Below are 24,277 nucleotides of genomic sequence, written 5' to 3' on the forward strand. Positions count from 1 at the left end.
TTAGCAAATTAATAATAGGCACAAGTATTGATGTTTTACACCAACCCCGATTTAACTACAGTAAAAGATATGTTTAAGAAAGTATATTTGTTATTGGTGCTGGGCGCAGCCCTCGCCTGTAAAGCATCACCATCCAAACCTGTTAAAGTAGCAGGTTCAAATGATTTACAGCCCGATGAACAGCAAAGCCTTGTTTGTAAACAGGTAGCATCATTAATCTCTAACTACAACTATAAAAAAGTTCCGCTGAACGATTCAGTATCCGCCATCATTTACGACCGGTATATCAAATCGCTCGACGAGAACCACAGCTATTTTTTAGCATCTGATATCAAAGATTTTGAAAAATATAAAACCGTACTTGATGATGATATTAAAGCCGGCAACCTGGCCGATGCTTTTTATATCTTCAACGTTTTTCAGAAAAGATATATCGAGCATGTAAAATATTCGCTTGAGCAGATCAATAAAAATTTCGATTTCAATAAAACTGAAACCTTTGTTTATGATCGCGATAAATTGCCATGGATTGCTTCGCAAAGCGAAATGGATGCGATGTGGACCAAGCGCGTAAAATACGATTTGCTAAACCTGAAACTGGCCAATGCAGATATGGCCAAAAACAAGGAAACACTTAAGAAACGTTACGAAAACCTGTTAACACAAACCAACAAGCTATCAAACCAGGACGTTTTTCAATACTTTATGGACGCCTTTACAGAGGCTATCGATCCGCACACCAACTACTTTAACCCGTCAAACGCAGCTAATTTCAATATCGAAATGTCGCGCCAGGTTGAAGGGATCGGTGCTTCACTACAGGTGGAAAACGAGTATGTAACCATTAAAACCATTGTACCGGGCGGCCCTGCAGATAAAAGCCACCAGATAAGTGTCGACGACCGTATCGTTGCAGTAGCACAGGGTAAAACCGGCGAATTCCAGAACGTGGTGGGATGGCGTGTTGATAATGCCATCGCTATCATCCGCGGTACTAAAGGCACAACGGTAAGGCTTGAAATATTGCCTGCCGGTGCAAATGCATCAAGCAAACCCAAAGTGGTTGAAATGGTACGTGAGAAGATCATCCTGAAAGACCAATCGGCCAAAAAAGAGATCCGCACTTATAACAGCAATGGTAAAACGGTTAGGATAGGTGTAATATCTATCCCTGCCTTCTACATTGATTTTAATGATTATAAAGCAGGTAATCCTAACTACAAAAGCACCACCCACGATGTTAAGGCAATCCTTGACTCGTTAAAGAAAGAAAATGTAGATGGCCTGGTGATCGACCTTCGTGAAAACGGTGGTGGTTCATTGATGGAAGCTATTGAGCTTACCGGTCTGTTCATTAAAACCGGCCCTGTAGTACAGGTGCGTGACACTAAAGACCAGGTGGAAATTGATAAAGACGAAGATGCGGACATCACCTATAGCGGCCCTATGGCGGTACTGGTTGACCGTTTTAGCGCTTCGGCCTCTGAAATTTTCTCAGGCGCTATCCAGGATTACGGCCGCGGTTTGATATTGGGTACCCAAACTTATGGTAAAGGCTCGGTACAAAGCGCTATCGATCTTGACCGGGTGATTGGTTCTTCACTTCGTGAAAAAATTGCAGGCGTTGTTGGCGGTGCCAAAAAAACAACCTCAACGGGTAGCCAAAGCACTTACGGGCAACTTAATCTTACCATAGCCAAGTTCTATCGTATCAGTGGTAATTCAACCCAGCACAAAGGGGTAACACCTGATATTTCATTCCCGTCGGTTATTCCACTGGATAAATATGGCGAAGATACCGAACCATCAGCAATGCCTTTTGACATCATTGCCAAAACAGATTATACCAAAACAGGCGATTTTACCGGCGTACTGCCACAGCTAAAAAAACTGCACGACCAACGCATGTCCGGCAGCGACAGCTATAAATACCTGCTTGAAGATATTGCTGATTTCAAAAAACATGATGCCGATGACAGCGTATCGTTAAAAGAGTCGGACTTGAAGAAACAGCGTGACGACGATGAAACCAAAGCGTTTGAACGTAACAATCTGCGTCGGGTAGCATTAGGTTTGCCAGCCCTTAAAAAGGGTCAAACCAAACCTAAAAACGAAGACCTTGACTTTGTAAAACGCGAAGCCGGCCAAATCATGACCGATTATATCAGCCTCGATAATAAGTATACAAGCGTATCGCAACCGGCTAACTAAGCAAATTATTAATAATATTGAGCGCCCGGTATCGAAAGATGCCGGGCGTTTTTATTTAAACACGAATGCTTTGCATGTGAAGAAATTAAATCGAATTACACGAATTTGTATTTAGAAACCTTACAGAGAAAATAAAACTTATGTGATTCGATTTAATTCGAGGAATTAGTGTCATATTATAAAACCCTCTCGGCTAATAACCTTGCATTTTGTAAATTTGGCCTCTTATTAAAAATCAATTCAAGTTGAAAAATAATATTCTAATTGTTGATGATGTGCATGCCATTTTCATGGAGATGGCCGAGGCCAAGGGTTACACCTGCGATTACCGTCCGCTGATTAAGGTTGACGAAGCCATGCAAATCATAGGCGACTATGCAGGCCTGGTGATCCGCTCAAAATTCAGGGTGGATAAAGCTGTGCTTGATGCTGCCACCAACTTACAGTTCATAGCCCGCGCCGGCGCTGGTATGGATAATATTGATGAAGATTATGCTACTCAAAAAGGTATAAAACTCATCAACGCACCCGAAGGCAATTCGGATGCCGTAGGCGAACATGCCATAGGTTTACTGCTGTCATTAATGAACAACCTAAACCGCGGCGACGCCGAAATTCGCGGGGGGAAGTGGCAGCGCGAGGCTAACCGGGGTTACGAGCTAAAAGGTAAAACAGTGGGTATTATTGGCTACGGCCATATGGGCAGCAGCTTTGCCAGGAAACTTTCGGGCTTCCAGGTAAATGTTATTGCTTACGATAAATACAAAACCGGCTTCAGTGATAAATATGCGCGCGAGGTAAGCATGGAAGAAATTGTAAAGCACAGCGATGTACTGAGCTTACATATCCCTTTAACTCCAGAAACCAACGGACTGGTGGATGATGAATACCTGTTCCATTTTAAAAAGCCTATCTTTTTCTTAAACACCTCACGCGGCAAAACTGCTAAAGTAAGTGCCGTGCTAAACGCCATACGCGAAGGCAAAATTTTAGGGGCAGGGTTGGATGTATTGGAGGTTGAAAAATTCCCGGCCCTTGCCGAACAACAATGGTTTGAGGAATTAAAACAAAGCGGCAAAGTGCTGTTAAGCCCTCACGTTGCCGGCTGGACATTTGATTCATACCGGAAGATCAGCGAGGTAATGGCCGAAAAGCTGGCTGATTTGAAAGGATAGGCAGATTATCGGAACCACACATATCTTTAATAATTACGACAGTGTAAGGAATGCCCCTTGTAAGTCACATGAAAGAGAAATCTCCTGCGCCATACATATTTTATAAGGCATGGTGCAGGAGATTTCTGTTTAGATACATTTCCGGGCTGGGTTGGCAGAAATGATAACTGATTTAATATATTCGTTACGCCGTTTCCTTGTACAATACCATGCCGGCATGGTAAAACACCCCGTCCCTGAAATCACCTTCGGCGGTAAAGCCTGTATCGTCAAGATATTCAACGTGGTTCCCTAATACGCTGTAATAACCTGTGTAGGCATTTTGTTTGTCGCCTCGGGCTTCGGTATAACGGCCGTTAGGCAAAAATTCGTGACGTATAAACCCATCGCGGGTAACCCATACACCTATATAATGATGAGCATTTATTGTTGTATTGCTGTTGAAAGTGTTAAATCTTTCCATGTTGCTAATTCGTTTTGAACGAAGGCAAGCTTCTTTTCAACCAGACCGTAAGCATCCTCGCCCAAAAATAAATTTAGCGGTGGGTTAGCTTCGTTAGTTATGCTGATCATAGCCTCGGCTGCTTTTTCAGGGTCGCCGGCTTGTTGCTTGTCCATGTCGTTTTGGTGAAAATTTACTGCATCGCGAACGTTTTGATAGTCGGCTATCTGGTTTTGAGGTACCGCCAATGAACCGGCCGACAGGAAGTTGGTCCTGAAATAACCCGGCTGTACAATGGTAACCTTTATGCCAAACGGTGCAACTTCGGCCGATAGGGTTTCAGAAAAACCATTAACGGCAAACTTGGTGGCGCAATAAATACCTCCGCCTGCAAACGCGCCGGTGAAACCACCTATCGACGACACATTTAAAATATGTCCGGATTTTTGAGCGCGCAGATAAGGCAACGCCTTACGGATCACATTCAACGATCCAAATACGTTGATCTCAAAGTTATCACGGGCCTCGCGGTCGGTCAATTCTTCAATACCGCCTAATAATCCGTAACCGGCGTTGTTGACAATAACGTCAATTTTTCCGAAAGTTTTTACAGTAAGCTCAACGGCTTCCTGCACACTGTCTTCGCTGGTCAAGTTAACAGAGAGGGGTAAAAACTGCTCGTTTTGCGTGTCAACTGCTTTGGTCAAATCGCTTAAATTGCGCGATGTAGCGGCTACTTTATAGCCTTCATTCAATAGTTTTTTTACTAAGGCAAGTCCCAGTCCTTTTGAAGCACCAGTTACAAACCATACTTTGTTGTTTTCCATATGTTGTATTTGATAGATTTTGATTTTACTTGTTACTATTTCAATGATTGTTTATGATTTTCACCTATTTTGTCTTTTGGGATTTCACCGATAGGCTATGATTCCACCGATTTATGATGAATTCAACCTGCTCTATCGTGTTTGTCCGAGCGGCCGTACCACCACCTCGTTAACGGAGATATTATCCGGCTGGCTTATAGCGTAAATCACCGCGTTGGCTATAGCCTCCTCATCAAGTTTTGGCATGTTGGCAAGGTTGCCGTACAAGCCCTTAATCTTAGGGCTGGTAATATCATGTCCTAATTCGGATTTAGTTGCGCCGGGGTAAATGGTGGTTACCTTAATGTTTTGGGCAACTTCCTCGCGCAGGGTTTCCATAATAGCCTTGACCGCGAACTTGGTACCGCTGTAAACGCCAATGCCCGGCGACGTTTTTAAACCACCAACCGATGACGTGGAGAGGATATGCCCCTGGCCGCGTTCAAGCATGCGGGGCAGCACAGCATTAATCCCGTACAATACACCCTTAATATTAATGTCGATCATTTTGTCCCATTCATCAACATGACCTTCTTCAAAAAAAGAGATGGGCATGATGCCGGCATTGTTCCACATTACGTCAACTCGGCCAAATTTGGCTATGGTCTGCAGAATGAGGTTATCCAGATCAGTTCGCCTGGCAACATCGGTTACTACATAAATTGCATTTTCGCCAATTTCCTGTGCCAGGTTTTTCAACTGATCTTCTCGGCGGGCAGCTAAAACCACTTTAGCGCCAAGTTGTGCCAGTTTGCGGGCAGCAGATGCGCCGATGCCACTGCTGGCACCGGTTATTACAATCACTTTATCCTTGATACTTTCCATTTGGTGTTTATATAGGTAGATATAGGGTAAACGGAATAAATTTAGAAATCAGTTGAGCAGGTTACATCCTCCCACTGCCTGATTTCATTGTGTAAAGTATCAAGCTTTGCCAAAGCACGATTGTACGCATCGCCACCTAATAAAAGGTATAACGGCGGGTTTTCTTCATAAACTGTGTTGATAATAGCAGTTGCAGCCTTTTCCGGGTCACCGGCTTGCTTGCCGTCCATTTTGAGGTATTTGTTATGAATGGCACGCACTTCTGTATAATCATCAATTTGGTTGTCAGTAATTGAAAGCGATCCTGCAGTAAGAAAACTGGTGCGGAAAGCGCCGGGAGCGACCACGGTTACCTTAATGCCCAATTCCTTAACATCCGCAGCAAGCACTTCCGAAATACCGATCACGGCATATTTGGCTCCTGCATAAACTGCCCAGCCGGTATTAGCTGTAATACCTGCGATAGATGAAATATTGATAATATGGCCTGAGCGCTGTTTGCGCAGGTATGGCATTGCCGCACGGATTACGTTCAGCGTACCAAATACGTTTACATCAAATGCCATACGGGTTTCGGCATCGCTAAGTTCTTCAATAGCTCCACCAATGCCATAGCCGGCATTGTTGATCACTACATCGATACGGCCAAAAGCCTCATAAGTGTGTTGCAATGCAAGCGATACACTGCTATCGTTTACCAGATCGACTTGTAGGGGTAAAAAATTATTGCTTGTTGTATTAACCGCAGCGGTTAATTCCTGTAAATTTCTGGAAGTAGCGGCAACAAGCTGTCCTGCATCCAGTAGTTGTTTTACTAAGCTGAGGCCAAAACCTTTCGAAGCCCCGGTAATAAACCATACTTTGTTGTTGTCCATAAAAATTGTTTGCTTTGTTTATTTGAGATAAAACAAAGTTACAGCAGCAACAAAGGGGGCACATTACATTAATCAAACCAAAGGTTACAAAATTCAAACATTTCGGAACGAGCTTGGCGTTTGTTGGGTTTGTTTCTTGAAAAAGTTATTAAAATGTGTCGGCTCCTCAAAGCCCAGGCAATAACCAATTTCAGAAATGTTCCAGTCTGTATGCCTTAATAATGATTTGGCTTCGCTCAGCAGCCTGTCGGCAATATGATCGGTAGTGGTTTTGCCGGTAGTTTCGCGGATTGCCCTGTTCAGATGGTTTACATGCACCGAAAGCCGTTGTGCAAAATCATTGGCGGATCGCAATACAAACCGCTGTGAAGGGGTTTCAATAGGGAACTGCCTTTCAAGCAGCTCGGTAAATACTGATGTTATACGCGATTTGGCATCAACATGTTTATAAACATTTTCGGATGGTTCCGTTTTAAGCGCATAATAAATTACTTCCGTAACATAATTACGTAACAGATCATACTTAAATGCATACTCGGTATTGATCTCGGATAGCATTTTCTGAAAAAGAGCGGTTACATAAGCGTCCTGTTCATCATTTAAGGCATAAACCGGCTTGGCATTAAGGCCAAACATCGGAAACTCGCTTAAGCCTGTCCTGAATTTCTCCAGAAAAAACTCCTCAGTAAATATACAGAAGAAGCCTGTGCGATCATCAGACATGTGCTCAAATGTGTAAGGCACCATGGCGCTGAAGAACATCAGCGTTGAGCCCGAAAGCTTGATACTTTTATCGGCATAATGAATGATATTATCGCCGCGCATAAGGCTGATCTTATAAAAGGTACGGCGGCTGTAGGTTACTTGCTTTGCGTTAGGGCCAATACAATCCTCAATCCTGAATACATTAAAGTGACCGATGCTTTGCTGAAGGTTACCGGGCAGCCAGTTAACCTTTCTTTGATAAAAATCTTGAAGTGTTTCTGCTTTCGACATAAAACAAAGTTACAAAAATCAAACCAAGGCTTCAAAACAGGGATAATTTAATATTTTGAGGCAAACAAAAAAACCTTTAAATCATATGATTTAAAGGTTTTTGAACATTTTTAAAATGTTTCTTAGCGGAATGGACGGGTCCGTCATCCCATATGCTTAATGCCTTATATTCAACGGTTTGGCGTTGTTTTATATGAACAGGTAACCGATAAGGTAACCGAACAAATTGATACGAATTAATCGCATTTGATTTGTTAAATCAAAGATATGATTTTGTCGTCATATCACAAAACGGAATCTTTGGTATGATACCGTGCTCCTAAGAAACACTCGCAGAGAAGATATAGTCGTTTCCCCTTACGCTTAAAAGTGCCTTATTCATTGTCTCCTATTGGGATATGATGTTCATGTTAATCATCAAACGTTTGACACTATCTAACATTAGGAGTATTATGTTTAGAATGACGAGGAAGAATAACAGGATAAGCAAACAGAAGAACAAGAACAGGAAGAGCAGCAAGAGCAGCAATAAGAATACAATAATGTCAAGTATACTGCGCAAGATACTTGACAACAACAAGAAAACAAGTTACATTTGTATAAATAGCAGCAGGAACAATAACAAACGTAGCACAACGAAACGTAGGAGCAGCAGGAACAATACCAATGAACGTAGCACAAAGAATAGAAAAAACAATAGCAGGAATGCCCGATGGTGCCGTGTTCAAGTACCAGGAACTGGGTATTGCGGCTACCGAATATGGTGCTGCGGCTAAGGCAATGGAAAGGCTCAAGAAGAAAGGGGTCGTAGACAGTGCCTCAGCCGGGGTCTTCTATAAACCAAAGAAAACGCTTTTCGGAACGCTTAAACCTTCGGAAGAAGAACTCATCAAGCCTTATTTATACGAAAACAACCAACGCATCGCTTATATAACCGGCACTGCTTTATATAACCGGATGGGACTGACCACCCAGGTACCGCAGAATATCAGTATTGCCAGTCGGGACAAGCGCATCGTTACGCGTATAGGGAATATACAGGTGAGGGCTGTAAAAAGCTACGCTGATGTGACCGATGACAACTTTACGATACTGGAAATATTGGATGCCATCAAAGATTTGAAGATCATCCCCGATGTTGACCGCAACCGCGCGGTCGAAAATTTGCTCCGGCAACTCACAAACGTTTCAGATAAAGCAAGCCTGGTCAAACTCGCGCTGAAATACCCACCCAGGGTGCGGGCACTGACCGGCGCTTTATTAGAGCAATTAAACGAAACAGCAATTGCCGCGCCGCTCCGCAAAAGCATCAACCCGCTATCAGCATACAGCTACGGAATCAGCGCAGAGGCTTTACCATCTTGCACGAACTGGAACATTGTATGATGCACCTGCATGAAAACCCCGAACTTTTCCGTGATGCTGTATTGGCTACTGCCCAACAAATAGGCATACCCGAAATTTATGTTGAGAAAGACTATTGGGTAACCGTAGCCCTGGAGGCTATCTTCAGATCAGGCATGGCCGGTGAAGCCGTTTTCAAAGGCGGCACAGCTTTATCCAAATGTCACCGGTTGATTGAAAGATTTTCGGAAGATATTGACATCGTGGTCCTTCGTCATGACGCTGAAGCCGACAACCAGCTTAAAAGCAAGATCACCAAAATATCAAAACTGGTCAGTGAAATAATTCCCGAGACTGACCTGCCTGGTGTCACTAACAAAAAGGGACAAATACGGAAAACCGTACACTATTATAACAGGGGGGAATTTAACGGGCTGTTCGGCCAAGTGAGGGAATATCTCGCCCTCGAAGTCACTTGGTTCGGTAATTTCGAACCGTTTGTTATCAGCGAGGTAGAGTGTTACCTGGCTCAAATGATGAAAAGAACCGGGCAGGAAGGCCTTGTCGAACAATATGAGTTGCAACCTTTTCAAGTCCAGGTACTGACCAAGGAAAGGACGCTTTGCGAAAAGATCATGAGTTTGGTGCGCTTTTCCACAACAGATCAACCCTATGAAGACCTTGCGAATAAGATCAGGCATATCTATGATATCTATATGCTATTAAGGGATGGGGAAGTTCAAGCGTTTTTCATGGATGGTGAGCGCTTCGGGGCTATGCTGAATCAGGTAGGCTTTGACGACATCAAAAGTTTTAAAAACAACAACGCCTGGTTAGCGACCTACCCGGCCGAGGCGGTCATATTTTCAAATTTTCCTGCAACCTGGGAAAAGATCAAAACACCTTACCGGACCACATTCCGAGATCTAGTTACCGGTCCCCTGCCGGATGAGTCTGATCTGATCGAGATAATGCAAATGATAACCGGCCGTCTGAGATCGATTAAGTGGGCCGTTATTCCTGAGCTGATCAAAAGCTGATTAGCATTCGTAAATAACAGCGAGGCGCTCATTTTGGAGCTAGGTCATCAAAGTCGAGTTAAAACTACTATAATTCCTGTGTAAGATCGGCTTGGCCGTATATAAACGTTCAATTAATATAAATCTAAATTTTATTCCTGCCTCCTAAGGTGCGTCCGGCCATTAGAATAGCTGAAGTCGTCACATTTGTATAAACATTTATCATATGGCGACAGAAATAATAACCAAGGAAGACCTAAACGAATTCCGGGAATTGCTTTTAGAGGACATTAAACAATTGTTGGGTTCTACAAATGCTACGCCTCAGGGCAAGTGGCTAAAAAGTTACCAGGTCAGAAATCTTCTGAAGATATCAGCGGGGACATTGCAGAACTTGAGGGTCAACGGTACTATCCCTTATACGCAAATCGGCAGCATTATCTATTATAAGTCAGAGGATATCAACCGCGTGTTACAGGACGGCTTTAAAACAAAACGTAGTAAGTGACCTACCGCATTTGGGTGCCTCATTGCAATAAGTTTCCTATTCATTTTTTGACTGTTCATGAAACATGAACAGTCAAAAAAAACGAACAAGCAGCTTTACTCTTTTAATTACCTTCTTATTTTTCAATCGTGGCTGGCAAATCGCCAACTTTTACCTATTAAGCATCTGCGTTGTACCCTTTTAGAACGGTACTATATTATTTTCCTATTCGTAATATTGCTATAAGGAAGTTTTAACCTACTTGCCTATATCGGAATACATTTAATATCACAGTTATCATAAACCTAAGCTGACATGAAAAAAGATGACCACTTAATGCGGGTAGAGCCCGTACATGCTTCTATCGGCAGTTTTTTCGGCCATAAGCCGATGTATCGAATTCCTAAATATCAAAGATCGTATGCTTGGGAACCCGAGCAAATTGAAGATTTCCTGCAAGACTTGGAATTATGCTATCAAAAACGAGAAAACCACACACCCATAAATCACTTCTTTGGTGGTATCGTAAGTGTCTTTAGCAGCGTGCCTGGCGTGGTTAATCAAAATGTTTATGAACTGGTAGACGGGCAGCAAAGAATGGCTACGTTCGTTCTGTTAATGTCTTGTGTAATTGCGGTTTACAAGGAACTTGACGCGGAAGCAAAAAGCTCGGGCGATGCTGCTAATCAAAGGATCGTAGAAAATAGAATAAGTGAGCTTAGCATAAGGTTCATCGAATTCGAACAAGAAGTCATGCGTGTGACTAATACTGTTGAAGTACTGATTCTTTCCAGGGCTGACCACCCCTTTTTCAGGGATCTAATTCGGCAGTTAAATCCTACGCCTGTAAGAGATTCGCATCATAAACTGTCCGCTGCATACAATACCATTTTGAAGAAAGTAAAAGCCTTAACGGGCACTTCAAGTCTGGTCGATAAATTAGATCGGCTTGAAATATTTGAGCAACTCATTGACGGCGATTTGTCATTAATTCATATCGTTACCTACAATAAACATGAGGCTTATACTTTGTTCCGGGTTTTAAATGATCGAGGGAAAAGCCTAACGGACGGCGACCTGCTGCGAGCAAGAGTATTGGAATTATTGGAGAACCATGCAACGCAACAACAATCCGCCGAGGCTATCTGGGATAATATATTAGCTGACCTTCCAAATGTAACAGAAGAGTACTTGCGCTGGGTTTATGCTTCTTACCAAGGTTCAAAGCCTGGAACCAACACATTATTTGACGATTTTCTGGACAAATTTTTCCCGGAGCATAAGAATGCTACCATATCGGCAACCGACGCTAATAAGATATTGCAAACAACTCAACAATTGTTAAACGACATAAAGACCTGTAAAACAATTAATGATGGCGCATGGCCATTTCAGTTAAGGTCGCCCGTGGTGCAATGGGATGCAAATCGCTTAGCATTGTTAGTTAAAGAATTAAGGATTACAGTGACCAACCCATTATTATTGGCTGCATGTAAACTGACACAGCAACAATTTTCCGAGGTTGTACAAATGCTTGAGCGGTTCATGTTTCGATTCAAAATCATCGGTAATCAACATGTTACCCCACTGATCAGCATCATACATGCACAGTCTTTGCAAATAAGGCTCAACCCGGGTGCATACAATGTTAATAGCCTGCAAACTGCTTTACATAACCTTCAAATTGCTAAAGTGCCTGATGCCATGTTTACCAATCTTTTGGATAGCATGAACTATAAAGAAGGTGGAAATAATCAGGCCATCAAGTACTTCCTGATTACGATCGAACATTACATTCGCTGGTATACTGCGGGGGCAACCGGGAAACCGGTTTGCATGGATAAAACCCGCTTGTACGATTTTACCAGCACAACGATTGAACATATTTATCCGCGAAATGCTCAACCTGGTAATATTGACAATAATATTGAACCTCTGAAAAATTCACTGGGTAATCTGACATTTATGGGCCCAGGTGATAATGGACTGGGGGGCAACGAAAATTTCGCATTTAAAAAACCATTATTTCAAGCGTCCTCCGTGAATATGAATCAAGAGATCGGTAAAAAAACACAATGGACTATTACCGAAGTTAACGCATGGTTGAATGAATTAAAGACAATAGCCGTTAAGGTGTTTGATATATAAAGATTGACTCACCGATCTGGTGCAACTGATTGTTTACAAAAGCGATGTTTTATCAATATCCTCCAATCGGCGATGAGCATGTATTTGAAGAGTTCTGTAAAGATCTGTTCAACACCATTTATAATACGACGCATTTTCAAACTTATAAAACTAAGGGCGCCAAACAGCACGGTATAGATATTTACTCTTTACCGGATCGTATTGTTATTCAGTCCAAAAAGAAAAAGCTTCTCAGATCTGACTATGAGATACAGAAGGAACTTGCGACTGAATTGGAAGAATCGATCAATTTAGCTTCGGGGTTACCCTTTACTTTCAAAAAATTCATATTAGCGACTACATCCAAAAAATATGGCGTCGTTGAAAATCTGGCCATTGAACTTACAAGAAAAACGGGGTTTGATATTTCCTTTTTATCATGGGAAGATATAGACCCGCTTATCACTCAATATCCAAACATCAGAAAAAAATACTTCTCTTCGCTTTTTCAGGAAACAGACGAATATCCTAAGATAATCACCTACATCCCAACCGTTGATTCTCAAACAATCATCGGGAGAGAAGATGACTATTTCAATCTCTCAACCAGTTTGGCAGAGACGTCTAAAATACTCTTACTAAACGGCATGGGTGGCGTTGGCAAGAGTACATTGGCGAAGCTGTTTGTTACCAAGACGATCGATACTTACACGCATATTTTATGGGTCGATTATGTAGATATAGCGCCAGACGCGCATGACGATGAAATGTTGTACCGACCTTTTACATCAAATGTCAACGTGTTTCGGAACCTTAAGATCGGCGAGATAACCGACTTTAATGAGAAAGAGCGATTTCACCTGATAACTAATAAATTAAGCAATCTTCCCGGACACAATTTATTAATCATTGATAACGTACCGAAAAGCTTTGCGTCCATAGAAGGTTTCTTGCCCGGTTCGCCCAATTGGAGAGTCATCGTTACTTCACGTCACCGGATTGGAGATCTTCCAACTATTGAGTTAACGGTTTTAAATATAGATGATGCGATAACTCTTTTTTATCAATATTACCGAATCGAAAGAAATGATCAATTGATTCGTGACATCTTGTCGCTGATCGGCAACCATACTTTAACAATTGAACTTTTATCTAAAACGGCAAATAAAAGACGGTTCGGCTTAATGAAATTAAGAGATGACTTAAATATTTATGGTCTAAATATTCCGAACTATGCGAAGGTGACAAGCGATCACGATCAGGCCAGGCTTCCCGTCAATCATTTTGAATATCTGTTAAAGATATTCTCCCTTGCTGAGCTGGACCACAATGAAAAGGAAATTTTGTCGTGTCTGTCCGTTCTTCCGTCAGAATCAATTGGTTATTCGAACTTGAAACTGCTATTTGGCATCCAGCAAGACGATAATGCCTTCTTTGAATCGATTACGAGTTTGGCTGAATCAGGCTGGCTTAAGCAAGTTGATGATTTATATCAAATGCATCAGGTTATTCAGGATGTGGTAAGGACAAAACTAAGGCCATCATTAAAATCTTCCCGAATAGTTTTTGAGCAATTGCATCAAATTCTTTCAATAGAATTTCATGAAAATCATGTAAAAATAAAAGCATTCCTAAATTATGCCGAAAGTTATTTATCCTTCATTGTAGAAGACTCCTTTCAGTTTGGTTTGTTTTTTAACATTGTCGGATTGCGCCACGAAGATTTTAATCATTTCGAGCGAGCGATTTACTATTATCATAAAGCTGAAGCCATTTTTGAAAAGCACGGTGCGGCAGCGTTACTTGATCTGTCGTTCTGTTATAACAATTTGCAGTCGGTTTTAAAAACTATCGGAAAGATAGATGAGGCTTTTCAGTATCAGTTTAAGGCAATTGGAATCCAAGAAAAGATCTACCCGTTTTTCCACCCCGACCTGGCCAGTTCCTACAACAATCTGGCTTTACTTTATGATATTTCGGACGATTACGCCAATGCGATAGAATATATGAAACGCTCCTTGGAGATCTGTGAGGCCACCCTGCCAGACGATCATCCGCATTTAGCTTCTACTTATGGTAACCTTTCGTTAGCCCTGCATCGAATCGGCGACCACCGGTCAGCGTTGGCATACCAGGAGAAATCATTCGCAATTCGATTAAAAACTCTGGAAAGCAATCATCCCGAGTTAGCTGAATCTTACAACAATCTTTCAGTAATGTACCAAGAAAACGGGCAATTGTCGCGTGCGGAAGAATTATTGTTAAAGTCGATTGAAATTAAAGAATTGATACACGGGCCAGAAGCGTACCAGTTAGGGACTGCGTACAGTAACTTAGGTGCCCTTTATATCAAAAAGGGGGATTACACACAAGCGGAAAAGTTTCAGCTAAAGGCAATCGAAATTGAAACCAAAGCGCTTGGCCAGGATCACCATGAAGTGGCTACTTCGTACGGTTCGCTGGCTGTTATCAAGTGTAATCAAGGGCATTATCAAGAAGCGATCCAATGTTGCCGCACTGCATACTCAATTACTGCCAAAAGTTTTCCGCAAGGTCATCCTAGCCTGGCCATGTATGTTGAATTTGAAAAAGTTATTAGGGGCAAAATGCCCTATGTGGTCAATAAGCCGGGACGGAATTCATTATGCAGCTGCGGGAGTAATAAAAAATTTAAATATTGTTGCGGCAAAGAATAGCAAAGCCTGATCATGTTACATAATTAAAATGAAGGCTTTTAAAGCAATCGAATAATTTGACAGTTCTATATTCATCCTTCTCTTCGTCGTACTCATCAGCCTCAACGTTTGCATCTTTAAAGGTTGCAAGCATCAAAAACTGTGCAGTAACTATGGTTATGTACGATGCGACTCTGATCATCTTATCTTCAATGACCCGCTTCATACTCCATTCTTCAGGGTCCGGAAACGAAAAAGAACCATGCGCGAAATTATTGCGTACCTGATAAACCAATTGAATTCCTTCACCTAATATTGAAAATGCTTCTTTGTTCTTAAATGGCGGAATGGACATTTCACTTTCGTCCAAGTATTCTTTAAAGTACTTACCAAGTTGAGATAAGCACACTTACAAAATTTTTCAGTTTCCAGTTTTTCCTTCAAAAGGTATGTAGCGGCATTGATCTTTCCTGCAAATTTAGGATGCTTGGGGATATTCATTCCCGTGATCAACGCCTCCAGACCAGACCAAATCAGCGTAAATGAAACAATATTTTCAACGACCGCCTGGTCTACCTTACCTTTCTCTTCATCGTATTCGTCAGCGCACTCGCATAAGGCCATGGAATCATTGTATTTCCAGATGTTATAATCAACAACCTGAATACGGGAAGCGATTGAAAACCAATCAAAAGCAGGAGCAAATTGATATAGTCCGAACTTTCCACATGCTTCACTAAAGGCGTTGCATAAGTCATCGAGTTTTACATATTTGTACTTTCTTCTTTTTTCTGCGCTCATTGTTAATGATCATTAAACTTCCTTTATAATCGTAGCCTGTCAAGTCGATATAAGTTTCCAAAACGGGTAGTCTTCGATCAGAATAGGCTTGGATCCCGCCAGATTCACTGCGCTATGATGCTTTTCCAGCTTCTTGATCAGTTGAGCCAGCTGTTCCTTTTGCTCTTTCTCAAAGACCGGAAATAAGGCCTCCACATCCTTGATCTTGATATCGTTCACGCGATGCACGATCCAGGTGAGGATGTATTGCGCGTATTCATTGTCCCCCGTCGAGAAATGATTCAGGAATTGTGTCGACAGTAGCGTGCCCACACCGAATTCGCGGCCTTCCTTCAGGATCTTTCTGATCGACATAAAATTCTTGCTCAGAAAATTATCCGCTTCGTCGACCAGGATCATCTTCGTGAGCTGGCGATAATTCCGGTCGATCCTGCTGTGCCCTTTCTTTTGCATTTGGGAATAAAAAGCGTCAAGTGTGATCGCCACTACCAGGTTTTGCAGGTCCGCGCTGTAGCCGGAAAGATTGATCACCGTCACCCCGTCGATTAGCTCGTAGAGGGATTTGGTTTTACTGCCGTCGGGCTGGAATATCTGGTACTCATAAAGCTGATTTAGCGCGGCATGCAGGCTGTCGGTGGTCATCCGCTCATCCTCCATATATTTTTCATAGACATCAGCGATCGTGGGAGCTGTTTTTGTCCAGCTTTCCCGCAGATGTTTGAAAATACCCTTGTCCTCGTAGGCCAGCATGATCATTTCCTTTAGCAGCGCCTTTTGCTTATTACCCAGATTGAAAGCCAAAGAAATGGTTTCCTGAAGGGTCGAGGCGATATGCAGCGGCAGCAGAGGAACAGATCGCGGCGTCACATCCACCGACAGGGGATTGTACGGCAGATCATATAAGGTGTAAACCTTGGCATCTGTCGCCTTTACAAATTCCTCGTTGATGTAATCACCCTTATAGTCAAAGATCAGGATGCCTATCGGTTTACCGGCAACATTATGCCGGCTTTCCTGATGGAGCTGCGTGACGAGCGACTTGGTAAACTGGGTTTTGCCGGTTCCCATGGTTCCGATGATACCGGTGTTGCTATGCATGACCTGGGTGGTATCGGTCGGGAACCAGTAAACTGGCTGACCGTTATTGATGTCATCACCGAAATAGATACGTACGGGTTGATTTTCAGTCACCTCAGTTTCGGGTTCCAGTTCAGTTTCGGCAGCCAGCAGTTCCGGGATCGGGATCGGCTCCGGTTCTGGCACTGATGCTAATGGAAATGGCTCGGTCTCGGTGGGCAGATCCGCTAGTTCCGGAACCTTTTTTACCAGCAATTCTGCGGTCTTTATTGAGTTGGGCATATCGAGCAGCCAATTCTTTATTTTAGGGACATCCTGGACCAGGTATTGGTAAGCATCTTCTTCAAAATGAGTGATCAGCACGCCATCCTCTTCCAATTCGTAAGAACGGATGATCGGCGATTGGGAGAATGCTACGACGCCATAATCCTTTATAACAGGACTGAGTGAACGGGTGATCACGAAATCATCGTTTAACAGCCGGCTCCGGTATTCCGCGGTCACAATCGACCAGTTCTTTTCCGGCCATACTTCATAAAGCTCCATTTTGCTGGCGTTCATGATCGCCAGCTTGGCGAAGAAGCCGCGGTAAAATGCAGCCTCGAATGGGTGGTCAGCCGAGGTGAGGTGTTCCCATACCAGGTCAAACGTCTTTTTGGCCTGCTTACGCGCCTTATCGAGCACATCGGACTTATTGAGCCCGATCTTTACTTCTACCGGATAAAGTTGAACCTGGAGGCGGCCCGCCCGTTCGAAAAGCCCGATCATTAACAGGTCGTCCGAGTGTTCATTTTTAGCGCCCAGGTTGGCCGTTGAGAAAAGCCCTTCGGAGCGGCTTAGTCCCGCACCGCCGGAAATCCGCAGGATCTCCTCCAATGATACCGGTACCCAGGTCACTTCGGGATGGTCGTAATAAGCCAGGAAAACTTTGGCCGCGGCAGGGATACTTATTTTTTCTTTGCGTGTACGTTCATCCTTTTTACCGATCATCTTGATAAGCCACTGCCCGTTGATGGCATTGTAAAGATTGATCAGCCGAGGAATATCCGGCGATGTGTAGGTAACACCTTTGGCGGTGAGGATCGTTTCCAAAAGGTGCCGGTATTGCACCGATTTGCGGCTGACGGTGATGGCATCAAAGCCGCTGGCGTTGCTGTACTGATCACTGTAATGGATGATGATCAGGTCGGTATCTTCCTTAAAGAAACTCAGATCGAAGTGCGGATCGACAAACACTACCCATTGTGAACGGTCATAAAGTTTATTGAGGCTTAGCTTGATCTCACTGTTTATGGTTGTACAAATGACCTTTTCTGCTTCGAAAGGGTCTTTGGAGAACGCCACTTTGGCCAGGCTGTTATAGCCCTTCGCAATCCTGATCAACGTATTTTCCTCCGCTGTGTGTTCCGTGCCGAAACCGGTAACATAAGTGCGGTCATGGTAATACGAAGGAAGATCGGACAGCAGCCCGTTCATCGACAACCCTGAAGGTATACGTGCATGGTCACGGTAGGTGACACTGGTAAATTGATTATCGAACTGATAGAAGGTGAGGTGCGCATATTGCGTTCCCTGTCCCGACTCGATCGCGAAATATTTGACTTTGCTGCGGAAAGCATTGATCAGATCCTCAAAATCTACCCTTTTACTATTGTTGAGCAGGTCGAAGGAACGTTCAATATCTTCCTGTTCGATCAGATGAGACATCCGCTCAAAGGTGGTCACATAATGGTCCGACCCGTGCAGGTAAAGATCGATCGGGCGAAGGTCATGCATCGCTGTTCCCTGGAGCACGCGCTCTTTATAGTAATCAAAGATCCCCTGCATGACCTGGAGACAATCGCCCATGTTGTAAACATTGATTTTGATGGGCGCACGCAGGTCGTAGGCAAAAAGGAAGGAAAAGTTCGTGATAAAATCGTGCAGCTTTTCGCTGACCAGACCGCGGATGAACTCCCGTCCGGAAAAGCGTTTGAAATGCAGGTCATGGCTATAATACAACCATTCCGGTGAGTGGCTGTTTTCTTTACTGGCATACAGCTGCCGTCCCTGCCCGGCCAGGCCGCCGCTCCAGAACATATAAGGCAATAGGTTAAGCGGGGTCAGCTTTTTCAGCATCGCCTCGTATAAGACATTTTCCTTTAACTGGTGATAGATCTCCAGCTGATAGGCGACCATCAGCGGATGCAGCGGTGTTATCTTGACGATCTGGTCCTTGTCTGCCTCGGTAATCGTACCTAAAAGCAGCAGGTCCGCCTTGCTGTCCTCGCTCAGCAGCTCATTGTTCCCGATGTTGCCGATCTCACGAAGGAAAGCAGCCACATATTCGCCGGCAATGGCCTTTGCCTCATCATCGTGGTAGTAAAGGCTGGGGAGATTACCCCGCGTCCGAATATGGCCGGCGTACCGGTCGTAGGCCGCCGTCATAGCGGCAGCGATACGCAGGGGGCGCACGGTCAGTTCACCTGATTCCTGCTGGAACCAGGCCGGGGCCGGCGTAGCCATCATTTGGATCTCGAGCAGTAAATTCTGCCGGTATTCCTGTTTAACGCCATATTCCTCATTTCCGAAAAGCAGCCGGAGCGCGTCCGTCTCGGCATTGTAAATGTGCTCAAAGCTTCTTCTTCCGACACGCTTGTTCTGCCAGATATCCCATCCTTTGATGGTTCTGGAGGTCCCTATCTGCTGCTTTACCGAAATATGCAAGGCTTGCCCGTCCTTGATCAGGGTAAAGGGAAAGATCTCCTCGTCTTCGTCGCGGATATGCAACAACAGTCCGCGGTCATGCTGCAGCGTATATTCCGCTTCCGGCAGCAGCTCATATTCATCCGCTTCCGGTGCGCCCGGGTCGATCCTGACCAGTTCTTCCACGTCCAGCAGGAGTTGCCCATCGGTACCGATACTGTAATTAGCGCGGAAATCACTGAGGAACGCCGGCGAGCTGTCAATCACCCAAACGCGAAACCGGAATTTTGCGCTTGTGACCTTTTGGTCAACATATTCGAAATATAAAGTATCGTCATTGCTGGCCGGGCCCTGGACGGTCAGCTGGATTTGTTTCCCGATCCGTTCCACTTTAGTTCCGCCTGTACCGAGCCTGGTCGCATTGAGCTGGCCCCGCAGCGTAGCGTTGAAAGCGAACTGTTGGGTAAACGGATAAACGGCATTCCTGTTGAAAATGATCACATGAAAAAGTCGCCGGTTATTCGTGTCCTTGCGTTCCCAAACCTCCAGATTAGCACCAAGCAGGTCCATTTCCGCTCCCTTATACTCGACCGGTTTCTCCTTATCGGGTTTGATGATCATTCGGGCCAGTTCCGCATAATCGATCAATTTCCAGGTCCCGTCAGCTAATCCGGCCTCAACGGCCTGAATACCGGCAGGCGTTAACAATTTGTCAAGGTCACTTTGAACATTGCCGTAATTGACCGCATATTCGATCGTCTCGAATACGCCATGGTTCTGTTCCAGCTTCTCGGTAATGCGGTTGACATCCATAATCGTCTCCAGCTCCCGGTGCGGGAAAAGGCCGAGTAGCTGGGAATCATCGCGGTCAAACCGCCGGCCCTGGACCACGGCAATGATGTGATTGAAGTCAAATATACTCAGATCACCTGCCGGAAATTCGCCGATCTTATTCTTTAAAGCCAGTTCCAGGATCGTCCGCTTATCGGTCTGCCCGGCGAAGTTCGCTGTGATCTTATCCAGGATATCGGTGTAAAAACTATCAAAACTTAAAGGCATACCTGATTTGGTCAGGTCCCCGCTGCCGCCGATCAAACTGTCGAGCTGCCCGTTGAATAAGATCAGGATGGCTGTATTCTTAAAAACACCTTCCTGCGCGGCGACCTGGTTGCGGAGCAGCGTCAGATAGTTCTCCGTCGCGTCTTTGTGGGAGGCGAGGATGAGCCGGATATCACCAAAGCGGATCACTTTGGTACTGAACAGCCCGGTCCCGTCATCGAAGCGGTAAGCGAAATCTTCGACCTGTTCGGCACGGTAACCAGCCAGTTGCGAAAAGCATTGCGTTACGTCTTCTTCGTTCTCGAAATGAATATAATAGCGGTCGCCGGGCTGGATCGGATTGATCGCCGTGAAATAACGGAACAGTACTTCCGCCAGGTAATTAAAGAACTTGTCTAATGTATTGTGCATCGCCGCTATCGCTTTTTTTCTCTATCAGGTTGATCTTTTCATAAATTTCAAGTATCACGCGCTTGCTCGCTTCATCGAACTGCAGCCCCCGTTCACGGAAAGCCTGCATCAGGTCATTTAGCCGGATCTTCGGCCGCTCACCGATACAGATCTTAGTGAGAAAGATGAGCATCTCATGGGAGAGGTTCAGTGAGTAACCGTTCCGGCCGCGGTTCTTGAGGAAGTTCTCCTTGCAGAAAAAGAGGAACCAATTGGCGAAAGATTGCCGCTTGGACTTCCTGCTGGAGTAATCGAACTGATATTCTATACGGTGGAATAGTTCAAATACTTTTCGTTCCTGCTCATTGCCGAACTGCCGGTAACGCGTTTTGCGTTCGAAGTCTTCGTCAAAGTCATCCCAGCTTGCTTTTTCCACGGGTACAACGCTGGTGTAAAAGGCATTAAGGACGCCGATATGGCTGGCCAGCGCTGCTGCTTCCTCCGGTGCCTGGCCCTGGAAAAGCTTTTTCAGGTCGAGGTAATCGTAGCCACCGGTCTTTGCAGGAAGCGGTAAGCGGTTCAGCATATCAAGGTTCACGGAGTGCGACATGAGGTTGACCAGCTTAGGTTCCAGCATTTTCCAGCCTTGTCTGATCGTCTTGCGGTTCTCGGATACCGTCTCACTCTCGATCGTAAAATACACTGGCGCAATGGCCTCGCCGGCGTCAAAGAACATATTGACCGTGAAGGCCAGCTGCGTAACGTAGAAAAAGTAATAGTATTTGAACAGCAGGTCGCTTTGCGCCAGAAAGCCCCGCTTGTCCTTATTCAGAAACTCGAAGTCTTTCCGGAAAAGCTCCACCACCTTTGGGTTGATCACATGGTATTCGGGATCTTTGGGGTCGTCAGGCTTCCGTTCACGCGGCGGCTTATCTTTCAGCCGCGGCAGCGACTGGTTGAGCAGCTGCTGAAAGATGTTCTCGGGTATGCCCTTTTTATCCTGCCAAAGCGCGGCGATATGCTCATTGACGAATATCTTGCAAATGAAGTCCGCAATGTTTTCAAGCCCTGAGTCTTTACGCTTCCAGTACAGGTAGGCCTGAGACTCCACACTGAATTTGATTAGCTCCTGGCCGTTGAAGAACAGCGACTCGGCAATATGAATGAATTTATCGCGCAGGTCCGCGCTGGTTTTTACCTCTTCCCGCAGATACCGGAGCACTGCTGCTTTCAGACCGGTTTTGAAGTGGGCGTCCTCCAGATCGGAAGGCAGGTCCTTTTGGATCATTTGACGGTAACAGTGCCCCATATAACCTTCAAAGGATCTGAAATCAAGCTTTTCGATATCCTTTGCTTCCAGTTTGGTGATAAACGGGACCAGGGGTAACCGGGTGGCCTTGTTATGCTTGAATTCATAGCCCTTTTTGGATCGGCTCACATAATATTTAAGGGCGGTCTCTACATCAAAGCTCATGCGCGGTGTAATTTTGAAAAGGTGAACTCCTGGTACTCTTCGTTAAATTCGAACTTATAGTCGAGCGGGAAGCCGAAGTTGATCTCGTCGATATATAAGGTTTGGCCCTGTATGTCAGCGAAGGTGACCTGCTCCACAAAGCGTGCGAAATTGATATAGGTATGCCGGTCGATCTTATTGGGGCGATAACCAGCGTTCACGTTCTGCAGCAGGACATAAAGCGAATAATCTATCGTGATCACAAAACTTTGATCCGGCGGGATCCCGAATTTCAAGGTGATCTCCTGGCTGAACTCATTGACGACCACCCGGTCCTTCTTATCCTCGCGGCGTGGAAGGACGGCCCGCAGGCCGAGCTGTTTAAATACGCGGTAGGAAGTATTTTTGACTGTTCCAGGCACGATCGCTTTGTTTTTTTCTGATGTACCACCGTTCCAGCTATAGGCGGCTTTCTTCACGAGTTCGATCATATTCCGCAAACCGGCCGCATCGTTATTGTTATAGGTGAATAACGCTTGGGTATATTCCAGGAAGTGGTCGTCGTGATATACAGGAGACGACGGATATTTGAAATAATTAAGCCGCAGGAAAGTCTTGATGATCAGTTCGTGCCGGATGCGCTCATTCGGTTTTAACTGCACGGGGCGGCCAAGCCATGGGGCAAACTCCGCATTTAACCATTCCAGCGGGTCGGCGTCGGTGAAGAGCATCACGGCGCGTTCGTCGAGCGCCTCATACCGCCTGACAGCAGGATCGAGCTGATGAAGGTTATAGAATATCTTGGACAGGTTGGGGTTCTCGAATAAATAATAAGGCGACAGGTATTGCAGACGATCTTCTTCGCTCAATTGCTGGATCAGCGCAAGATATTTGACAACATCCGGCTGGCTAAGCGGGTAAGGGACCAGCAAATCGTGCACGAAATTGAGCAGCTGACGGAAGGAAATGATCTGCTTTTCCTTGATCAGGCAGGCGACCAGCAAATTGGCGATCACTTTCTGGGTACTTTCATTCCGCAAAAGCTCGAAGTTCGTCTTGATCGGGCAAAGGGCCGACCATGGTTGTTCACAAACCCAATGGTAGGCCCTGGCAATGGGATTTCTGGGCGATTCATCAACGATCCGGTTGAGCAAGGTCTCGATCAGGTCTGTCTGGGGGCCGTCGGCGCGGAGACTGTAAAAGTGGTAGTTGGTAAAGTTAACATACCTGAATATATGATCATCACTGCCTGCCCCTTCCTCCAGGCCATCGGCTTCAATGATCCGGTGGCGCTCTACAAAACGCTTTAACCGGCTGAAATCTCCCTTTCGTTCTTCCAGAAAATTACTCAGGGTGCCCAGGTTGATCGCCAGGATGACCTTTTGATCTGTCGTTCCGAGAAAAGCGTCGCTGAAAGGACGGAGCACCTGACTCAGCGTGTCGTTGCATGTTTCTTCAGGGCTGTAGCTTTCGGTTGCATCGTTGTGAATGTGGAACCGGCTGAAATCCATGGCGGTCATTTCATTGCCCCGGAGCCGTGCCAACAAGTGCGATTTCCCGTCGCCTACGTTGCCGCAAACCAGGACGAGCGCAGAGCCCGCAGCACTCGCCGCCTCGCTGATGAGCGTGGTCAGTACCTGCTCCACCGGCCGGCTGATATGCAGGTAATTTTTGAGGTCGTCATCGATCGGCGTATTCGCGTTGGCGATGGCTTCCTTGGCAGACTCTTTAAGTTTGCCCAGTTGGGTGATCAGTTGATGTGTCTGCATA

At 45.0% G+C, this 24,277-nt stretch carries 17 protein-coding genes; 7 read left to right on the top strand and 10 right to left on the bottom strand.

Annotation, left to right across the window (positions count from 1 at the left end; genetic code table 11):
• The first annotated feature begins 69 nt into the window (after positions 1-69).
• Both J3L18_RS21000 and J3L18_RS21005 read left to right on the top strand, forming a co-directional pair.
• Positions 70-2,211 (top strand): carboxy terminal-processing peptidase, encoded by a 2,142-nt coding sequence (locus tag J3L18_RS21000; protein ID WP_129569833.1) that lies wholly within the window; start codon positions 70-72, stop codon positions 2,209-2,211.
• Positions 2,212-2,456: 245 nt separating this feature from the next.
• Positions 2,457-3,386: an NAD(P)-dependent oxidoreductase gene (locus J3L18_RS21005; protein ID WP_091172874.1), complete on the top strand. Its 930-nt coding sequence runs from the start codon at positions 2,457-2,459 to the stop codon at positions 3,384-3,386.
• Positions 3,387-3,570: 184 nt separating this feature from the next.
• Here J3L18_RS21005 and J3L18_RS21010 read toward each other — a convergent pair whose 3' ends face one another.
• The 5 genes from J3L18_RS21010 to J3L18_RS21030 form a co-directional block, all read right to left on the bottom strand.
• Positions 3,571-3,849, bottom strand: coding sequence for an Atu4866 domain-containing protein (locus J3L18_RS21010; protein WP_112651662.1), 279 nt, complete (start codon positions 3,847-3,849; stop codon positions 3,571-3,573).
• The gene (locus J3L18_RS21015) at positions 3,810-4,655 is read right to left on the bottom strand and encodes an oxidoreductase (RefSeq protein WP_129569832.1); all 846 of its coding nucleotides are present in this window, start codon (positions 4,653-4,655) and stop codon (positions 3,810-3,812) included. The genes J3L18_RS21010 and J3L18_RS21015 overlap by 40 nt, the downstream gene beginning before the upstream one ends.
• A gap of 132 nt (positions 4,656-4,787) precedes the next feature.
• On the bottom strand, positions 4,788-5,519 hold the full coding sequence (locus J3L18_RS21020; protein ID WP_129569831.1) for an SDR family oxidoreductase: 732 nt from the start codon (positions 5,517-5,519) through the stop codon (positions 4,788-4,790).
• Between the two features lie 41 nt (positions 5,520-5,560).
• On the bottom strand, positions 5,561-6,394 hold the full coding sequence (locus J3L18_RS21025; protein WP_129569830.1) for an oxidoreductase: 834 nt from the start codon (positions 6,392-6,394) through the stop codon (positions 5,561-5,563).
• A gap of 93 nt (positions 6,395-6,487) precedes the next feature.
• A complete protein-coding gene (locus J3L18_RS21030) occupies positions 6,488-7,390 on the bottom strand; it encodes a helix-turn-helix domain-containing protein (protein WP_090531134.1) in 903 nt (300 codons plus the stop codon).
• A gap of 666 nt (positions 7,391-8,056) precedes the next feature.
• On the opposite strand from J3L18_RS21030, the gene J3L18_RS21035 reads away from it, so the two are divergent.
• The 5 genes from J3L18_RS21035 to J3L18_RS21055 all read left to right on the top strand — a co-directional run bounded on the left by J3L18_RS21035 (position 8,057) and on the right by J3L18_RS21055 (position 15,063).
• On the top strand, positions 8,057-8,776 hold the full coding sequence (locus J3L18_RS21035) for a DUF6088 family protein (RefSeq protein ID WP_208102405.1): 720 nt from the start codon (positions 8,057-8,059) through the stop codon (positions 8,774-8,776).
• Complete coding sequence (locus J3L18_RS21040; RefSeq protein ID WP_311084058.1) at positions 8,773-9,774, top strand: nucleotidyl transferase AbiEii/AbiGii toxin family protein; 1,002 nt, start codon at positions 8,773-8,775, stop codon at positions 9,772-9,774. Before J3L18_RS21035 ends, J3L18_RS21040 begins: the two co-directional genes overlap by 4 nt.
• Positions 9,775-9,979: 205 nt before the next feature.
• Positions 9,980-10,261 carry a helix-turn-helix domain-containing protein gene (locus J3L18_RS21045; protein ID WP_129569828.1) on the top strand — a complete coding sequence of 94 codons (282 nt, stop codon included), beginning with the start codon at positions 9,980-9,982 and terminating at the stop codon, positions 10,259-10,261.
• 294 nt (positions 10,262-10,555) lie between these two features.
• Positions 10,556-12,388 carry a DUF262 domain-containing protein gene (locus J3L18_RS21050; RefSeq protein ID WP_129569827.1) on the top strand — a complete coding sequence of 611 codons (1,833 nt, stop codon included), beginning with the start codon at positions 10,556-10,558 and terminating at the stop codon, positions 12,386-12,388.
• Positions 12,389-12,432: 44 nt separating this feature from the next.
• Positions 12,433-15,063 carry a tetratricopeptide repeat protein gene (locus tag J3L18_RS21055; protein WP_129569826.1) on the top strand — a complete coding sequence of 877 codons (2,631 nt, stop codon included), beginning with the start codon at positions 12,433-12,435 and terminating at the stop codon, positions 15,061-15,063.
• Positions 15,064-15,073: 10 nt separating this feature from the next.
• On the opposite strand, the gene J3L18_RS21060 is transcribed toward J3L18_RS21055, so the two are convergent.
• Genes J3L18_RS21060 through dptF form a run of 5 tightly spaced genes read right to left on the bottom strand, consistent with a single transcriptional unit; the run spans position 15,074 to position 24,276 of the window.
• Positions 15,074-15,397, bottom strand: coding sequence for a hypothetical protein (locus J3L18_RS21060; RefSeq protein WP_129569825.1), 324 nt, complete (start codon positions 15,395-15,397; stop codon positions 15,074-15,076).
• Positions 15,352-15,843, bottom strand: coding sequence for a hypothetical protein (locus J3L18_RS21065; protein ID WP_129569824.1), 492 nt, complete (start codon positions 15,841-15,843; stop codon positions 15,352-15,354). The genes J3L18_RS21060 and J3L18_RS21065 overlap by 46 nt, the downstream gene beginning before the upstream one ends.
• A 39-nt stretch (positions 15,844-15,882) precedes the next feature.
• Entirely contained in the window at positions 15,883-21,075 is a 5,193-nt protein-coding gene (locus tag J3L18_RS21070) for a helicase HerA domain-containing protein (protein ID WP_129569823.1), read from the bottom strand.
• Entirely contained in the window at positions 21,047-22,528 is a 1,482-nt protein-coding gene (dptG, locus tag J3L18_RS21075; RefSeq protein ID WP_129569822.1) for a DNA phosphorothioation-dependent restriction protein DptG, read from the bottom strand. The genes J3L18_RS21070 and dptG overlap by 29 nt, the downstream gene beginning before the upstream one ends.
• Complete coding sequence (gene dptF, locus J3L18_RS21080; protein ID WP_129569821.1) at positions 22,525-24,276, bottom strand: DNA phosphorothioation-dependent restriction protein DptF; 1,752 nt, start codon at positions 24,274-24,276, stop codon at positions 22,525-22,527. Before dptF ends, dptG begins: the two co-directional genes overlap by 4 nt.
• Position 24,277 lies beyond the last annotated feature (1 nt).

It is taken from the genome of Mucilaginibacter gossypii (genome assembly GCF_017569325.2).
In the GTDB taxonomy this organism is placed as follows: Bacteria; Bacteroidota; Bacteroidia; order Sphingobacteriales; family Sphingobacteriaceae; genus Mucilaginibacter; species Mucilaginibacter gossypii.

What these genes read in the sequence shown, in the direction of transcription:
- J3L18_RS21000 (WP_129569833.1), top strand. Translation starts at nt 70, where the DNA reads ATGTTTAAGAAAGTATATTTGTTATTGGTGCTGGGCGCAGCCCTCGCC.
- J3L18_RS21010 (WP_112651662.1), bottom strand. Translation starts at nt 3,849, where the DNA reads ATGGAAAGATTTAACACTTTCAACAGCAATACAACAATAAATGCTCAT.
- J3L18_RS21015 (WP_129569832.1), bottom strand. Translation starts at nt 4,655, where the DNA reads ATGGAAAACAACAAAGTATGGTTTGTAACTGGTGCTTCAAAAGGACTG.
- J3L18_RS21020 (WP_129569831.1), bottom strand. Translation starts at nt 5,519, where the DNA reads ATGGAAAGTATCAAGGATAAAGTGATTGTAATAACCGGTGCCAGCAGT.
- J3L18_RS21025 (WP_129569830.1), bottom strand. Translation starts at nt 6,394, where the DNA reads ATGGACAACAACAAAGTATGGTTTATTACCGGGGCTTCGAAAGGTTTT.
- J3L18_RS21030 (WP_090531134.1), bottom strand. Translation starts at nt 7,390, where the DNA reads ATGTCGAAAGCAGAAACACTTCAAGATTTTTATCAAAGAAAGGTTAAC.
- J3L18_RS21035 (WP_208102405.1), top strand. Translation starts at nt 8,057, where the DNA reads ATGAACGTAGCACAAAGAATAGAAAAAACAATAGCAGGAATGCCCGAT.
- J3L18_RS21040 (WP_311084058.1), top strand. Translation starts at nt 8,773, where the DNA reads ATGATGCACCTGCATGAAAACCCCGAACTTTTCCGTGATGCTGTATTG.
- J3L18_RS21045 (WP_129569828.1), top strand. Translation starts at nt 9,980, where the DNA reads ATGGCGACAGAAATAATAACCAAGGAAGACCTAAACGAATTCCGGGAA.
- J3L18_RS21050 (WP_129569827.1), top strand. Translation starts at nt 10,556, where the DNA reads ATGAAAAAAGATGACCACTTAATGCGGGTAGAGCCCGTACATGCTTCT.
- J3L18_RS21055 (WP_129569826.1), top strand. Translation starts at nt 12,433, where the DNA reads ATGTTTTATCAATATCCTCCAATCGGCGATGAGCATGTATTTGAAGAG.
- J3L18_RS21060 (WP_129569825.1), bottom strand. Translation starts at nt 15,397, where the DNA reads ATGTCCATTCCGCCATTTAAGAACAAAGAAGCATTTTCAATATTAGGT.
- J3L18_RS21065 (WP_129569824.1), bottom strand. Translation starts at nt 15,843, where the DNA reads ATGAGCGCAGAAAAAAGAAGAAAGTACAAATATGTAAAACTCGATGAC.
- J3L18_RS21070 (WP_129569823.1), bottom strand. Translation starts at nt 21,075, where the DNA reads ATGCACAATACATTAGACAAGTTCTTTAATTACCTGGCGGAAGTACTG.
- dptG (WP_129569822.1), bottom strand. Translation starts at nt 22,528, where the DNA reads ATGAGCTTTGATGTAGAGACCGCCCTTAAATATTATGTGAGCCGATCC.
- dptF (WP_129569821.1), bottom strand. Translation starts at nt 24,276, where the DNA reads ATGCAGACACATCAACTGATCACCCAACTGGGCAAACTTAAAGAGTCT.